Source organism: Cytobacillus sp. FSL R7-0696 (assembly GCF_038006865.1).
Taxonomy (GTDB): domain Bacteria; phylum Bacillota; class Bacilli; order Bacillales; family Cytobacillaceae; genus Cytobacillus; species Cytobacillus kochii.
Map to the genome: position 1 here is coordinate 567,561 of NZ_JBBOWA010000001.1, position 13,689 is coordinate 581,249.

Genomic DNA, 13,689 nt, shown 5'->3' on the forward strand with positions numbered 1-13,689 from the left:
CCTGACTTCAACATTATTGTGAAAGATAGATGCCCATTTCCTCATTCATCCATTGGAGTGCTTGTTGTTTTAATTTATATTTAGATGTTTCAGTATCGACTAGTTTTGCTGTTTTTAAAATTTTTAAATGGTGATGAGCTGTTGTTTTCCCAAGTGCTAATCGCTCCGTTATTTCTTGTAAGCTACATTCGCCTTCAGAAAGTAATTTCACCATTCTCATTCTTGTTTCATCGCCTAATGCCTTGTATCTAAGAACTAATGATGGATTAACTGCATAGGGCTTCGTATCTCTTATACTCTCATCCGATACTGAGTAATAGAATACTTTTGTTTCTTCTATATCAGCTTCAATATTCCATGGCCTGTATGTATATTGGGGAATGAGCATCACATTCTTTACACTTGGTTCGGGATGATAAATGATGCCTCCTGTCGCCCATTCAACTAATTCTTCAGCTGTCATCTTTTTATACATAGACTCTTTTAGTTTTTTATCTTTTTCGAGAATGTTTTGTAGCTGCTTTTCTTCAGGTTTGATAATTGCTTCATACCATCCTGTCATAACTGTAACCAAATGCCTTTTCAAAAAATCTGCATCTGCAGAGCTAATATATTCAACATATTTTGGAAAGAAAGAATTGTTTTCCGTTACTTCCTGCATATCTTTTATCGCTGTTTCATCTGTTGTTGAAGCATCACACCTTAATTGTTGGAAATCCGATCCGATATAAGGTAAACATATAAAGCGTAACGTTCTATCTGATAAATGATTAATATAATCAACAAACATATGTAAACTATCAAATTCTTTTTGATGTAATAATTGTAGCAACGCCTTCCATGTATTGTGCTTTTGGACGATCTCTAGTTCATTTAGGAGCTCGTTTGATAATTTATTTTTAATATTATCCCATTCCTCCATCGGCTTTTCCATATGTGAAATTAAACGCGTATTTGTCACGGCTGCGATTCCGAGGGCACACTCCCATAATAACGATGACTCTATCTTCACTTCATATGTTTCTCTTGCACGAATGGTATGTCTAATCAGTTCCATTTTCATGTGACACCCCTTTTCTATTTCTATAATTAAACATTTTATCGATTTCATCTTTATAATTCAATATTTTTAGAATATTGTTTTAATAATAATGGTAATTTACCATGCTAAAAGAACTAGTTAATGTATAGAAAAGCATCTCAACATGTAAATAGTAACCTTTTTATAAACGATTACACCTTTCTAAAGAACGATTAATAAGGTACTTTCCTTACCCTTTGCAATAACAAATCAGGTGATTCAACTGTTTCAAAACCAAATCTTTCGTATAACGAATGGGCATCCTTTGTTGCCAACATAAATTTACGAATATCATGTAAATCTGGATGCCAAATGATTGTTTCAACCAACCATTTTGAAAGGCCGTTTCTTCTGTATTGAGGTAAAATAAATACATCACATAGATAAGCAAATGTAGATAAATCTGTGACTGCCCTTGCAAACCCTACCTGCTCAAAATCACCGTCGAACCTTCCCCTATATAGCCCAAAAACTAGCCTACTTTCATCAATCGATTTCATCACAACTTCTCTAGGAATATTGATTGACCAATACGCTTCATTATGTAAAAACTGATAAATTAACTCTCTATCTAAATATGATTTATTAAGAGAAATCGTAAATTCTCCCCATTTTTTATCCTTCATTCATTTCTCACCATTATGCTTAGACGTAATATGAGCGAGGTGATGACGCCCATGCCATGCATACATTCCAATTGCTTTCCCAATGGAAAGTTGACCCGATTCAGGATGAACAAACGTGCGCTCCCAATCATGAATAGACAAACTTTTTAGCACAACCGTCCAACGCAAATGAACGGTTTCTATCATACTTAAAGACACTTCAATTGGTAGATGATAGTCTTCTAAACGTGCCCATTGATCTTGTTGATAATCCTTGATCATCGGATTTTCTTCTGTTAACGCTAACTTTACCCTTAAATAAGCATTTAAATGGCTATCTGCTAAATGGTGAATGAGCTGCCGTACTGTCCATCCCTCTGTTCTATAGGGTATATTTAGTTCATCTTCAGTAAGCTCTTCTACAACTTTGCGGAGTAGGCGCGGAAATTTCTCTATTTCCATTATCCAAGTATTAATCTTGTTCTCATTAATGTCCTCTTCACATACAGAAAATTCGCCTATTGGATATTGAATACTCATGCTTCTTTGCCCCCTATTCATCTATTTATTTTGTTAACTCTCGTGTAAAGCACCTAATTTTAAAAATTCCAAAAATTCATCCACTGTTATAAAAGCTGAATCTGGTATCACCTTAAATTCAGTTGTCTTTCCATCAGGTAGCCAATGCACACCCGCTGTATAAATATTCGCCTTTAACCCTGCTTCGATATCACAATTGCTATCCCCTAAAAAAATTACCTCGGATGCCGGTACATCTAGCATGGATAAGGCTAGAGTGATACCTTCTGGATCAGGTTCTGCTTGCACTACATCATCTCCCGTAACTATACAGTCAAAAATGGTTGTCATATGCAGACATTCTAAAGAAATCTGCAAACTTCTTCTCCCTTTCCCTGTAACGATCGCCAGCTTAATTCCTTCCTCTTTCAAATAGGACAATAAATGGTCAATTTCTCTATTATTATCTACTAACCTTGAATGATTGTTCTTGTACACCTTATAATAATATTCAATTGCCTCTAATTTCTGATTGCTTATTAAATGCTCTTCTATAATCTTCTTTTCCGAATTTCCTAACCACTCTTTCGCTTCTTTCACAGCTAATTCTCGCTGATCAAATTTAAGAAACACTTCCTGTAATGAATAAATGCACAGTGGCAATGTATTAGCTAATGTCCCGTCAAAATCAAATAAAACCGCTTGTATCGTCATCACCCTCTTAGTAGGAATATAAATTCATAGTTCCTTGTCATATATGTTTTCTTTTTGCCTTCTTAAAAATCAATAATGAGAATATCAAACCGATGATGAATCCACCCAACGCCAATAATAAGGAGATGCTTAATGAATCATTCATAAAATAAGACGCCCAGAAAGCTAATACTGCCAGTGCAAATGGATGTGTCCAGTTCATTGTCCCTCTCCTCTTTTTTTGAATCTTAAACATAAAAACGATAGTCATTCGTTTAAATATTCTTGTGACCATAAACCTTTTATTCCGCTTATTTCAATGTATTTACCCATAAAAAGGGTCGTACCTAACCTTCTTTATGGCAAAATCGTTTTAAAAGATGAAAAAAAGAGAGATTGATTCCCATTAATCAAAGTATTTAACATAAATTCTTGTTCATTTGACATTTTTCCTGCAAAAAGGATAAACAGAACAGATGTTTTATTGTAGAATAGAAAAAGACAACTTAGAAAAAGGTGGAATTAAAGTGAATGGTACCGCTCATGCGAGTATTGGTGCTGTTGCAGGTTTTGTGACCGCAAATACACTCCAAGCAACGCCATCGGCCACATTAGCGCTTATTGGTATTGGCACAATATCTGCACTTTTACCAGATTTAGATATCGACGGTAAACTGAGAAATAGAATCACCCTCTCTCACAAATTTATTAAAGCAACTGCGCAAATGATTGGATTATTAATTATTTTTTATAGTTTTTATGAAGCTACAGCCGTAGATCAATGGGTAAGCATGGGGATTGGACTTGCGATGTTTCTTTTATCTTCCTATATAAAGCAGCGACATATGCTTATCATTACTGGTATAGGAGTCATTGTGTGCGGAATATTATTACAAGAAGTTTGGCTTATGCTCATGGGCTGCTATATTCTTATAGCATCATTTGTCCCACATAGGAGTTACACTCATTCTATTTTAGGTGTAGTATTCTTTCATTTTATTGCTGATTTTTTTCAATTATCGACGGGCATAAATGGCGCTTATATTGCTTGTATGACGGGATATATTAGTCATCTTGCGCTTGACTCCAAACTCCTTCCTTTTAATCGTAGGGGTATTAAATTATTTCTTCCTATCTCCCAAAAAGAATTTTAAAGAACCGAAAATGGTTCTTTTTTTATTTTTCGGGTATAGAGATAATGGAGGCGATTTAAAATGACACTCGTATTAACAATACTTATCTATCCAACTATTGTATTAGCCGCTTCTATTCTTGTGGCTTGGAAAAAACGGAATATGTATCTCGTTCCTTTATTAACAGCAATTATCTTTACTTTACTCTCCTTTACAATCTATAATGGAACCTTTATGATTTGGACAGTATTGTACACAGTTCTTGCAATTTTAACTTCCTTTACAACAAAGTATTTTAATAAACCAACTGCTTAAAAAAAACAGAAGATAACCTTCTGTTTTTTTTTGTAGATTGAACGTGTCTTTTAACAACTAAATCACAATATATGTTATTAAAATGAAATGTATGCCTATTGTTTTGATTACCAATCAATCAGATTAATCAAGAAATCTTTTTCGAATTTCCGGTGAGGGTAAACGGCAACTTTCCTTTTTACCGAACCACTTATATCTCCGCTTAGCAATAAATTGATACATCTTATCTCTGATCGGTTTTGGAATGATACGGAAGACAGCTATTAGTTTCCACATTCCCCTTAATTGTTGCAATACTTTAATTGCAGCAGTTGATTGATCATAGGCACGATCGTCTTCTATATATATAAAACTATCAGTTGCCGGATCTATTTCGTGTTTTTTTAATAGAGATTGCCCGTTTTCACCTTGTAAGGAGGCAAAATAAAACTCACCCTGATGGTCCCTCTTCAATATAAACTGCACACTCTGATCACAGAAATTGCATTCCCCATCGAATAATATAATTTTATTCAAAATGATCGCCTCCTTTTTTGCAAGTATAACAGGCTGACTATCAAACGAATAAGAATCTGTTCGAGTAGACTTTTTTTACCATAGTGTTTTTGCTTTTTCTAGCCCCTCTAGACTAATTGGGTAGCGCTGCATTTGTGGTGGACAAATCGAATTGTATTTTTTAATTTTTTCATTAATGTTGGCAATATCTTGTTTACTTTGTGCTTGATGTACAAGCAATGCGATTTCCTTTTGAAGTGTTAACCATGGAGGTAAGTAACCAGCATCCTTGGCAACTTTTTGGAAGTTTTGAAAAATATCCCTCTGTAGATAGCCTTTAGGAAGTGGTTTACCTTGTCCTGGCAGTGGCGTAGATTTTTTACTTTTTAACATATCACCAATTAAATCATTACGTTCATCCAAAAATAACACACCCCTTGTGTTTTTTCTTTCAAAACCAATATATAAGTGATTACTAGTTTCTTCTGATTTATTTCATATCAAATAAATACTATGTTATCATGCAAAACTGGCGCCATTTTTCCCACTCTTGGTCAGTGAGTTCTACCCCAGTTAGTTTAAGCGCGGCAATAGCAAAAGCAGCAAATGATGTTCCTTTAGCCGTAATTATGCGATTATTTACTTCAATTGGTTGTCCTGTATAGAAGCTTGATTCGAAAAGTGATTGATACTTATCATAAGTATGTGCTAAACAAGTGAAATGCTCACCAGACAATATACCTGCTTTTCCTAGAATTAATGCCGATGCGCAGATGGATGCAATCGGAATACGTGATTGGAATGCTGATTGAATTTGTTGAATTAACCATTGATTATTCATCAGCTCGTTATCAATTCCATCACCACCGGGGAGTAAAATAAAATGGTAATCATTTATATTCAGATTTTCTAATGAGACATCAATTGCTGTTTTTAATCCACCAATACTAGTTACTGGCGATCCATCAACCGTTGCAGTAACAATTTCCATTTTTGCGACTTTTCGAAGTAAAAATAAACTATGACTAATTTCAAAATCAGCGTATGCGGGGAATAATATGACCAATGCTTTCATAAGCTATCCCCTCTCTAGCCTCATATGTAGTAGGTCTTGAAATTGTTCAATTATATGATCTTTGTCTATCACTTCTCCAAAACCGTAACTCGCATACACAAAAGGTATCCCGGCATATTTTGCCGCTTCTCTATCTCCATCTGTATCGCCAATATAAATGGGAGACTGTAGATTGTTTCTCTTTATAATGAGTTGTATATTTTCCCCTTTAGATAATCCAGTTCTTCCTGGGTTTTCAAAGTCCTGAAAATATTTTTCCAATCCATGTGCTTCGTAGAACGCTTCAATATAACCTTCTTGGCAATTACTTACGATGAACAATTGATAGGTCTTAGCCAACTCTGACAAGGTTTCCTCTACTTTTGGGTATAGTGTCCCTCCATAGTTCCGGATATGTCCTAGTTCCTCTTTGCTTAGCTCTTCTAATAATGATTCTCTTTTCTCCTTACTTAAATAAGGGAACAGTCTTTCCATAATTTCATGCATTCTTAGCCCCATTGTTGCTTTTAAATCTGCTACTGTTAATTCTTTCTTCACTTCTGCATCTTTTCGAATAACGATATTCCATGAATCAGCAACTGTTTTTCTAGAATCCCATAACGTGCCATCTAAATCAAAAATAAGGCTATCTACCATCATTTCTTCCTACCTCTCTAAGGAGTAATAAAGTCGATTGTTCATTTCCTTTGTTAAATAACGATACTGAATGATATTGGTATCCTCAAATGCTTCCTGTCTGTTAGAAACAACAGGCTTATAATCAATGGCAGTATCGAATTGACTGGCTGTAAAATCTATATAGTTATCTCCAATTTTATTATAGAAATGCCACATCTCGCCGATAAATGTTTTTACAATTTCTCCACCTAAATATTCTTGAACAACTAATGCTGTGACACCACATTGTCCTGAAGCAGGATTCTCCATCTTCCATTTTGTGCTCGTTTCAATCCCCCATGACTCTACCAGTGCTAATCCTAAATAAGATATATCCATAATGACCTCGCTATATTGACTCATTCTTTATTTTAACACTACTCAACAATCCATTTCCATTCATATCCAACCTCTATTTATATAAAGCGAGCTATAGAAAACATGTCACTAAATTCAATATTAAGAAAGGGGAAATGGACTTTACTTTTTTCAAAATAAAAAGCCATTCTTTTTGAACGGCTTAAAAGAACAGCATATCCTACTCTACAACAAGTTCCATTTTATAAATTTCTTCTAAGGTTTTACCTTTCGCTCTACGTAAAACTTCTATTCTTGCATGTAACTGCTTCAGCATAAAAGCTCGGCTATCTGCTAATTTCACCCCAAATGGGTTAACTTCTTCAGGCATTTGATTAATTGCCTCGGCAATTGGCATGAGATGATGAAGTTTATTCATAATATAATCAAACATAGAGTCATCTTCAGTAATAAGACGTTGTAGCAAAAAAGTTCCGAAGCCAATATGTCTCGACTCATCTCTTTTAATATAAGATATCCCTTCAAGTAAGCCTGGTAATTTTTTTAAGTCTTTTAGGTTTTCATAGAAATTCCAATACCCCGTTTCCGCCAATATACCTTCAACAAACATATTGTATACAACTGCTGCATCAGCTATTGTTTGTGGAGTCTGATCTACCAATAGCTTTTCCATCGTTTGCGGAAGGATTTCATCAAACACATTTAAATATGCTTCTGAATGATAATTATTCAAATCTCTTTCTATACCTACTTCTTTTAAAAACAAATGAAAGAAATCTGTATGTTTTGCTTCCTCAAAAAGAAAGGTCGTTAAATACATTTCTTCTTCAAATTGACCTTGTTTTGATATCGCATAAATCAGAGGCAGAATATCTTTTGTTACAGCCTCTTCAGCGCTATAGAACAAGGCAACTAGTCTGAGTATAGAATCCTGTTGTTCTTTTGATAAAGTGTGCCAATCTTTCTTATCTTGACTAAAGTCAATGTCACGAGGGTCCCACACACCAAATTTCTTTGCCTTCTCGTACAATTTAAACGGGAGAGATTCACGATTAATACCTCGCTTACTTTTCGATACATAACTCCTCATTTATACTCCTCCTTAGAAATGATTGATATCTTTTTCTAATAAGAGATATTACACTATTAACAATTATCTCCTTTGATAAAAAGACATTTTTTGAAAAATAGGAGATATAGAGGAGAGAATAGCTATGAAAATCGAATCATTAGTAGTTGAAGATTGGGAATCAGTAAAAGAGATCTACCAACAAGGGATAGATAGCGGCTTAGCTACTTTCGAGCAGGAAACACCAAACTGGCATAACTGGCATGAGAAACATTTACCTTATGCTCGTTTAGTTGCTAAAAATGGACAGGAAGTGGTCGGCTGGGCTGCCCTAACCCCTTATTCGAATAGAGAGGTATATAAGGGGGTTGCGGAAATAAGTATTTATATTCTCAATGGATATCAAGGAACAGGGATTGGCTCAATATTATTATCAAATTTAATCATTGAAAGTGAGAAGCATGGGATCTGGACATTGCAAGCCAGTATCTTTCCACAAAACCATGCAAGTCTCTCTTTACATAAAAAACACGGATTTCGCCAAGTAGGAATCCGTGAGAAAATCGCCAAGCATGTAGACGGATGGAGAGATGTGATTCTTTTAGAAAGAAGAAAGAAAGATAAGTGAAGTTCGACTGCTTATGGAAAAAAATTAAATTATACAGAATCCTTCTGTCGATCTAGCTCCTTTTAAAACCCTCAAGCTATCGATATACATTTTATTTATGCCCATAGCATCCTCTACTTTGCTTGTGATCTTGGCATATAAACACGACTTGGGCGCGTATTCACTACTTGCACGCAATTTCCTGCCTTTTTCTTTTGTCATTTGCGCGTAAACACTCTTTGCACGCAGTTTCCTCCATTTTTCTTTTGTCTTTTGCGCATAAACACTATTTGCACGCAGTTTCCTCCATTTTTCTTTTGTCTTTTGCGCGCATTCACTACTTGCGCGCAATTCCCTGCCTTTTTCTTATGACTTGTGCGCGTAAACACTATTTGCACGCAGTTTCCTCCATTTTTCTTTTGTCTTTTGCGCGTATTCACTACTTGCACGCAATTCCCTCCATTTTTCTTTTGTCTTTTTGCGCGTATTCATTACTTGCGCGCAATTCCCTGCCTTTTTCTTTTGTCTTTTTGCGCGTATTCATTACTTGCGCGCAATTCCCTGCCTTTTTCTTTTGTCTTTTTGCGCGTATTCACTACTTGCGCGCAATTCCCTCCATTTTTCTTTTGTCTTTTGCGCGTATTCACTACTTGCGCGCAATTCTCTCCGTTTTTCTTTTGTCTTTTGCGCGTATTCACTACTTGCACGCAATTCCCTGCCTTTTTCTTTTGTCTTTTGCGCGTATTCACTACTTGCGCGCAATTCCCTGTCTTTTTCTTTTGTCTTTTTGCGCGTATTCACTACTTGCGCACAGTTCCCTCTCTTTTCCTTATTACCCTTATGAAACAAATATTTGTCTCCTTGTGTGCCTGCCAATTTGATTGGTAACATTCTGCAAATAACTATTCAACTATTAAATTTCAAGATTTTTACTATTAAAACAAAAAAGCCATGACCTCACTAATTTTGTTAATGTCCCCTTTAAGTAGACATTCAAAAAAACCTTCATGTTACCATGAAGGAAAGAATGCTACTTGGAGGGGATTTTTCTATGGCAAAGAAAGGACAAACTTTTAATAGTTATTCGGAAGAGTTTAAACATAATGCCGTCATGAAATATGTGAATGGGTCTAAAAGTTATAAAGCATTGGCAGAGGAACTGGGAATCCGTCACTGTAGCCAGCTTAAAGTGTGGGTTAAGAAATGGAAAGAAGGAGCCCCGTTTGATGAGCGTAAAGGAGTTTCTAATCCTTTAAAAGGCAGGCCTAGGACTAAATTTAAGTCGGTTGAAGAGGAAAGGGATTATTTGAAAGCACAAGTTGAATTTCTAAAAAAGCAGTATCCAAATCTGGTAAAGGAGGAGAAAACCCCAGACGAATGAAATATGAATTGGTGGATGAGTTAAGGGTTACCTATCCGGTCTCCTGGCTGTTGGAGATTGCCTATATCAAACCGGCAAGCTACTACAAATGGAGAAAAAACAATCATAAACGAGAAGAAAAAGTTAGGGATGAACAAGAGATTCGAGAGCACATTTTGGGCATACATTTCATGCATCCCGAATATGGACGACCCCGTATTACAGACGAATTAAATGAAAACGGGTATTTAATTAATCACAAAAAGGTCTACCGATTGATGGCGGCAATGAACATCCAATCAGTCATCCGAAAAAAGAGAAAACGACATGGTCATATTCCTTCTAACCTCTTTCCTAACCGTCTGAAAAGGAAGTTCAAGGCGGTAGGACCTAATCAAAAAATGGTAACGGATATCACATTTGTGTCTGTTGGCGAAGAATATTATTATTTATCGGTCATACAGGATCTCTTTAATAACGAAATAGTAAGTTGGGAGCTAGCCCAAAGAAATGATTTGGAACTTGTGTTAAAAACGGTAGAGAAATGGACAAAGAAAAAAGACGTGGCTGGAGCCGTTCTCCATTCGGATCAAGGCTTCCAGTACACGTCAAAAATATACGGCAACCGATTAAAGGATTATGGCATCAAAGGCAGCCACTCTCGCAAAGGAAACTGCCTGGACAATGCCTGTATAGAATCATTCTTTTCACACCTCAAAACCGAGAAGCTGTATATAAGTAAGTGTAAGGGAGAAGAAGAACTAGAGCAAGCTCTTGAGGATTACATTTACCATTACAATTACAAACGAAGACAAAAGAAACTAAAGAAACGCGCGCCGATTGAATATCGACACGCGCTCACTGCTTAGCTTTTTATGTTGTCTACTTGACAGGGGCAAGACCATCTATCAGTGAGGTCATGGCTTTTCATTTTTATTTTTTTCCTAAGAAATCTGAAAGTGATTCTGCTTTTTGATTTTTCCTTCTTTTAATCAGTAAATAAATGACAAACAATATAACGAGTACTATACCAATTGGAACAAGATATTGATTTAGTATTGGTTTTACATCTGACCAATTTTCGCCTAATTGTACACCTAAGTAAACATAAAAGAATGTAATCGGGGTCATCGCTAATAATGTATATAGTGAGAAAACCCAAGGATTCATTTTTGCCATCCCACAAGGGACAGAAATCACTGTTCTCACCCCTGGAAGAAAACGAGCAGAGAAAGCAACAAATGCCCCGTGTTTAGCAAAAAACGCATCCGCCTTCTCTAAATTCTCTGGGGACATAAAAAAATACTTGCCGTACTTTTCTAATATAGGTCTACCACCGTAACGACCCACTGCATATAATGTAAGCGGGCCGACAACACCACCTAAAGAGCCGGCAATGACTACACCCCAGAACAACATGTCTCCTTCAGACACCCAAAAACCAGCCAACGGCAAAACAACTTCAGCCGGAATAAATTCAATACAAAGAGCAAGAAAAATACCTATATATGATAAATCTTTAAACCAATTTACAAGATCTAATATCAATTGTTCCATCCTATACCTACCTTTTATTTATAAACTGTTTATCATGCTGTAAACAATGTCCTATTCTTTTCACCAATACCATATTATAAGAAAAAAGAAAGAAAGGGAAGTAAGAACCTTATTCCTTAATTAGAAATAAAGAAATGGTAGGTTTTCCTTCCAAGAAAAAATAAAGCTCTTAATGGCCACAATAGAATCTCAGGGATCCACAAGACGATTTCAAATAAAACATCCCAAATGGATTCTTTCTTCTTTTTGCTCTTTTTTCTTTTGATCAACCTCATTAATTAAACACCCTCCCATCATAATGATGTACGAATCCCACAAGTTAAAGTTTCAACTTCTAACCATTTATTACAATTTTCACAAAAAAATCCTTATTACTTACTATTTAATTCTCATAGTCTTATATTTTTCACCACTTAAATTCATTAGTGAGATAAAGTATTAGAAATTACATATTCCCTTTGATATATGTAGGTTTGTCCACTTCATTCAATCATCAGAAAGTGTATAATTTTGTAGTATGATCTAAATAAATATATTTTTTTTAGAGTTCATCACATAGTTTTTTCCTCGTAATACCCTTATAATTTTCAAAAAAGTTAATCAACAAGGAGGGTATATATGAGCGCAATTCCAAAACAGCAAGCACCTTTACCGACTAAAAAGAAATTAACTGATCGATTCCTCGATAGCATTGAAAGAGCAGGAAATAAATTACCAGACCCTATTACACTATTTGTAATCATGTCAGGTATGATACTTATTTTATCTTTTTTACTTGCTAAGATTGGTGTTTCTGCTACTGACCCTAGTTCTGGAGAACCGATAGAAGTGATTAATCTCCTCAACCGAGCAGGGATTGAACAGATTCTCACCAATATGGTTAGCAATTTCACCTCCTTCGCTCCACTCGGACTAGTACTTGTCACTATGCTTGGTGTAGGCGTTGCAGAAGCCACTGGTCTTATACAACTTGTTATGAAAAAATCAGTGTTAAGTGCACCTAAGAAGCTCATCCTTCCAGTCGTTCTTTTTACAGCAATTGTAGGTGGAGTAGCTGCTGATGCAGCATTTATTGTATTCCCACCTATCGCTGCACTTATCTTTATGAGTGTCGGCAGAAGCCCGCTAGTAGGTTTAATTGCTACGTATGCTGCAGTTGGTGGTGGTTTTTCAGCTAATATTCTACTAAATTCACTAGATGTATTGTTAGCTGGTATTACCGAACAAGCTGCAAAAATGGTCGATCCTAATTATATTGGCAATCCGACAATGAACTATTATTTCTTGATTGCCTCAACCTTTCTACTCGTTGGACTAGCTACGTGGGTAACCGTTAAGTTTGTCGAACCACGATTTAGTAAATACGATGGTAAAGTAGAAGCGATTGCAGAAATTACAAGCGCTGAAAAACGGGGGTTAAAATGGGCTGGTATCACAGTTTTTGCTTATATCGCCATTTTACTTATCGCTGTTATTCCTGAAAATGGATGGTTAAGAGATGCTGAAACAGGTTCTTTTATCAATAGTCCATTTATGTCAGGTATTGTACCGATTATGCTATTCTTATTCTTACTACCAGCTATTGCTTTCGGCATTGGAGCAAAGACGATCAAATCTGATAAAGATGTCGCAGATAAAATGTTCAAATCCATTGCTGATTTAGCTCCATTTATTGTATTGGCTTTTGTCGCAGCGCAAATGATTGCTTTCTTTAATTGGAGTAACATTGGTCCTATTCTTGCTATTAAAGGCGCTGAGCTCTTACTAGCAATGAATTTCACAGGATTACCAATGTTAATTGGTTTTATTATTATTTGTGCATTTATTAATCTTTTAATTGCCAGTGCATCAGCCAAATGGGCACTTTTAGCCACTATTTTTGTACCGATGTTTATGTATTTAGGTTATAGTCCAGCATTTACACAAATGGCTTACCGTATTGGTGACTCTATAACAAACCCGATTACGCCGATGCTCGCCTACTTTGCTATTTTATTATCTTTCGCTAGAAAGCATGATAAATCAATTGGGATTGGAACTTTAATCTCTGCCTTATTACCTTACTCAATTTGTTTTGCCATCGGATGGATTATTCTGTTCTCCCTATGGTACCTTCTTGGATTACCAGTTGGACCTGGAGACTCAATTTTCTTATAATTATACTATTCAATTATTTAAATCTTTTTGAAAAGAGGCGTTCACGTA

The 13,689-nt window shown here is 35.7% G+C and carries 21 protein-coding genes; 6 read left to right on the top strand and 15 right to left on the bottom strand.

Annotation, left to right across the window (positions count from 1 at the left end; all coding sequences use genetic code 11):
- Positions 1-13: 13 nt before the first annotated feature.
- The 5 genes from MKX29_RS02905 to MKX29_RS02925 form a co-directional block, all read right to left on the bottom strand.
- Positions 14-1,057 (bottom strand): ArsR/SmtB family transcription factor, encoded by a 1,044-nt coding sequence (locus MKX29_RS02905; RefSeq protein ID WP_224935722.1) that lies wholly within the window; start codon positions 1,055-1,057, stop codon positions 14-16.
- Between the two features lie 197 nt (positions 1,058-1,254).
- Positions 1,255-1,707, bottom strand: a complete 453-nt coding sequence (locus tag MKX29_RS02910; RefSeq protein WP_289433110.1) for a GNAT family N-acetyltransferase — start codon at positions 1,705-1,707, stop codon at positions 1,255-1,257.
- Positions 1,708-2,226, bottom strand: coding sequence for a YfiT family bacillithiol transferase (locus MKX29_RS02915; RefSeq protein WP_341103866.1), 519 nt, complete (start codon positions 2,224-2,226; stop codon positions 1,708-1,710). It lies immediately after the preceding gene.
- Between the two features lie 33 nt (positions 2,227-2,259).
- Positions 2,260-2,919 (bottom strand): HAD family hydrolase, encoded by a 660-nt coding sequence (locus tag MKX29_RS02920; protein WP_224935099.1) that lies wholly within the window; start codon positions 2,917-2,919, stop codon positions 2,260-2,262.
- A gap of 37 nt (positions 2,920-2,956) precedes the next feature.
- Positions 2,957-3,121, bottom strand: coding sequence for a hypothetical protein (locus MKX29_RS02925; protein WP_224935096.1), 165 nt, complete (start codon positions 3,119-3,121; stop codon positions 2,957-2,959).
- A 304-nt stretch (positions 3,122-3,425) separates the two neighbouring features.
- On the opposite strand from MKX29_RS02925, the gene MKX29_RS02930 reads away from it, so the two are divergent.
- Complete coding sequence (locus MKX29_RS02930; protein ID WP_224935093.1) at positions 3,426-4,052, top strand: metal-dependent hydrolase; 627 nt, start codon at positions 3,426-3,428, stop codon at positions 4,050-4,052.
- A gap of 60 nt (positions 4,053-4,112) precedes the next feature.
- Complete coding sequence (locus MKX29_RS02935; protein WP_095370216.1) at positions 4,113-4,346, top strand: DUF2651 family protein; 234 nt, start codon at positions 4,113-4,115, stop codon at positions 4,344-4,346.
- 123 nt (positions 4,347-4,469) lie between these two features.
- On the opposite strand, the gene MKX29_RS02940 is transcribed toward MKX29_RS02935, so the two are convergent.
- The 6 genes from MKX29_RS02940 to MKX29_RS02965 all read right to left on the bottom strand — a co-directional run bounded on the left by MKX29_RS02940 (position 4,470) and on the right by MKX29_RS02965 (position 7,981).
- Positions 4,470-4,862, bottom strand: coding sequence for a thiol-disulfide oxidoreductase DCC family protein (locus MKX29_RS02940; RefSeq protein WP_224935090.1), 393 nt, complete (start codon positions 4,860-4,862; stop codon positions 4,470-4,472).
- 75 nt (positions 4,863-4,937) lie between these two features.
- A complete protein-coding gene (locus MKX29_RS02945; protein ID WP_307319327.1) occupies positions 4,938-5,273 on the bottom strand; it encodes a DnaJ family domain-containing protein in 336 nt (111 codons plus the stop codon).
- Between the two features lie 79 nt (positions 5,274-5,352).
- Complete coding sequence (locus MKX29_RS02950) at positions 5,353-5,916, bottom strand: DJ-1/PfpI family protein (protein ID WP_341103873.1); 564 nt, start codon at positions 5,914-5,916, stop codon at positions 5,353-5,355.
- 3 nt (positions 5,917-5,919) lie between these two features.
- Positions 5,920-6,555 carry an HAD family hydrolase gene (locus tag MKX29_RS02955; protein WP_224935082.1) on the bottom strand — a complete coding sequence of 212 codons (636 nt, stop codon included), beginning with the start codon at positions 6,553-6,555 and terminating at the stop codon, positions 5,920-5,922.
- A 6-nt stretch (positions 6,556-6,561) separates the two neighbouring features.
- Positions 6,562-6,912, bottom strand: a complete 351-nt coding sequence (locus MKX29_RS02960) for a YunG family protein (protein ID WP_224935080.1) — start codon at positions 6,910-6,912, stop codon at positions 6,562-6,564.
- Positions 6,913-7,111: 199 nt separating this feature from the next.
- Positions 7,112-7,981 carry a R2-like ligand-binding oxidase gene (locus MKX29_RS02965; protein ID WP_307319337.1) on the bottom strand — a complete coding sequence of 290 codons (870 nt, stop codon included), beginning with the start codon at positions 7,979-7,981 and terminating at the stop codon, positions 7,112-7,114.
- 124 nt (positions 7,982-8,105) lie between these two features.
- On the opposite strand from MKX29_RS02965, the gene MKX29_RS02970 reads away from it, so the two are divergent.
- Positions 8,106-8,588, top strand: a complete 483-nt coding sequence (locus MKX29_RS02970) for a GNAT family N-acetyltransferase (protein ID WP_341103878.1) — start codon at positions 8,106-8,108, stop codon at positions 8,586-8,588.
- Between the two features lie 24 nt (positions 8,589-8,612).
- Here MKX29_RS02970 and MKX29_RS02975 read toward each other — a convergent pair whose 3' ends face one another.
- Genes MKX29_RS02975 through MKX29_RS02985 form a run of 3 tightly spaced genes read right to left on the bottom strand, consistent with a single transcriptional unit; the run spans position 8,613 to position 9,416 of the window.
- A complete protein-coding gene (locus MKX29_RS02975) occupies positions 8,613-8,918 on the bottom strand; it encodes a hypothetical protein (RefSeq protein ID WP_341103880.1) in 306 nt (101 codons plus the stop codon).
- 15 nt (positions 8,919-8,933) lie between these two features.
- Positions 8,934-9,059 (bottom strand): hypothetical protein, encoded by a 126-nt coding sequence (locus tag MKX29_RS02980; RefSeq protein WP_341103882.1) that lies wholly within the window; start codon positions 9,057-9,059, stop codon positions 8,934-8,936.
- Between the two features lie 51 nt (positions 9,060-9,110).
- Positions 9,111-9,416, bottom strand: coding sequence for a hypothetical protein (locus tag MKX29_RS02985; protein ID WP_341103883.1), 306 nt, complete (start codon positions 9,414-9,416; stop codon positions 9,111-9,113).
- A gap of 202 nt (positions 9,417-9,618) precedes the next feature.
- On the opposite strand from MKX29_RS02985, the gene MKX29_RS24430 reads away from it, so the two are divergent.
- Together MKX29_RS24430 and MKX29_RS02990 are read left to right on the top strand one after the other, a co-directional pair.
- Positions 9,619-9,948 carry a transposase gene (locus tag MKX29_RS24430; RefSeq protein WP_251161713.1) on the top strand — a complete coding sequence of 110 codons (330 nt, stop codon included), beginning with the start codon at positions 9,619-9,621 and terminating at the stop codon, positions 9,946-9,948.
- A complete protein-coding gene (locus tag MKX29_RS02990) occupies positions 9,945-10,796 on the top strand; it encodes an IS3 family transposase (RefSeq protein WP_445662690.1) in 852 nt (283 codons plus the stop codon). The genes MKX29_RS24430 and MKX29_RS02990 overlap by 4 nt, the downstream gene beginning before the upstream one ends.
- Positions 10,797-10,860: 64 nt before the next feature.
- Here MKX29_RS02990 and MKX29_RS02995 read toward each other — a convergent pair whose 3' ends face one another.
- Positions 10,861-11,484, bottom strand: a complete 624-nt coding sequence (locus tag MKX29_RS02995) for a DedA family protein (protein WP_251162903.1) — start codon at positions 11,482-11,484, stop codon at positions 10,861-10,863.
- A gap of 618 nt (positions 11,485-12,102) precedes the next feature.
- Between MKX29_RS02995 and MKX29_RS03000 the strand changes: the two genes are divergently transcribed.
- Positions 12,103-13,641 (top strand): AbgT family transporter, encoded by a 1,539-nt coding sequence (locus MKX29_RS03000; RefSeq protein ID WP_341103885.1) that lies wholly within the window; start codon positions 12,103-12,105, stop codon positions 13,639-13,641.
- The last annotated feature ends 48 nt before the right edge of the window (positions 13,642-13,689 follow it).

What these genes read in the sequence shown, in the direction of transcription:
- MKX29_RS02905 (WP_224935722.1), bottom strand. Translation starts at nt 1,057, where the DNA reads ATGGAACTGATTAGACATACCATTCGTGCAAGAGAAACATATGAAGTG.
- MKX29_RS02910 (WP_289433110.1), bottom strand. Translation starts at nt 1,707, where the DNA reads ATGAAGGATAAAAAATGGGGAGAATTTACGATTTCTCTTAATAAATCA.
- MKX29_RS02915 (WP_341103866.1), bottom strand. Translation starts at nt 2,226, where the DNA reads ATGAGTATTCAATATCCAATAGGCGAATTTTCTGTATGTGAAGAGGAC.
- MKX29_RS02920 (WP_224935099.1), bottom strand. Translation starts at nt 2,919, where the DNA reads ATGACGATACAAGCGGTTTTATTTGATTTTGACGGGACATTAGCTAAT.
- MKX29_RS02925 (WP_224935096.1), bottom strand. Translation starts at nt 3,121, where the DNA reads ATGAACTGGACACATCCATTTGCACTGGCAGTATTAGCTTTCTGGGCG.
- MKX29_RS02935 (WP_095370216.1), top strand. Translation starts at nt 4,113, where the DNA reads ATGACACTCGTATTAACAATACTTATCTATCCAACTATTGTATTAGCC.
- MKX29_RS02950 (WP_341103873.1), bottom strand. Translation starts at nt 5,916, where the DNA reads ATGAAAGCATTGGTCATATTATTCCCCGCATACGCTGATTTTGAAATT.
- MKX29_RS02955 (WP_224935082.1), bottom strand. Translation starts at nt 6,555, where the DNA reads ATGATGGTAGATAGCCTTATTTTTGATTTAGATGGCACGTTATGGGAT.
- MKX29_RS02960 (WP_224935080.1), bottom strand. Translation starts at nt 6,912, where the DNA reads ATGGATATATCTTATTTAGGATTAGCACTGGTAGAGTCATGGGGGATT.
- MKX29_RS02965 (WP_307319337.1), bottom strand. Translation starts at nt 7,981, where the DNA reads ATGAGGAGTTATGTATCGAAAAGTAAGCGAGGTATTAATCGTGAATCT.
- MKX29_RS02970 (WP_341103878.1), top strand. Translation starts at nt 8,106, where the DNA reads ATGAAAATCGAATCATTAGTAGTTGAAGATTGGGAATCAGTAAAAGAG.
- MKX29_RS02980 (WP_341103882.1), bottom strand. Translation starts at nt 9,059, where the DNA reads ATGAATACGCGCAAAAAGACAAAAGAAAAATGGAGGGAATTGCGTGCA.
- MKX29_RS24430 (WP_251161713.1), top strand. Translation starts at nt 9,619, where the DNA reads ATGGCAAAGAAAGGACAAACTTTTAATAGTTATTCGGAAGAGTTTAAA.
- MKX29_RS02990 (WP_445662690.1), top strand. Translation starts at nt 9,945, where the DNA reads ATGAAATATGAATTGGTGGATGAGTTAAGGGTTACCTATCCGGTCTCC.
- MKX29_RS02995 (WP_251162903.1), bottom strand. Translation starts at nt 11,484, where the DNA reads ATGGAACAATTGATATTAGATCTTGTAAATTGGTTTAAAGATTTATCA.
- MKX29_RS03000 (WP_341103885.1), top strand. Translation starts at nt 12,103, where the DNA reads ATGAGCGCAATTCCAAAACAGCAAGCACCTTTACCGACTAAAAAGAAA.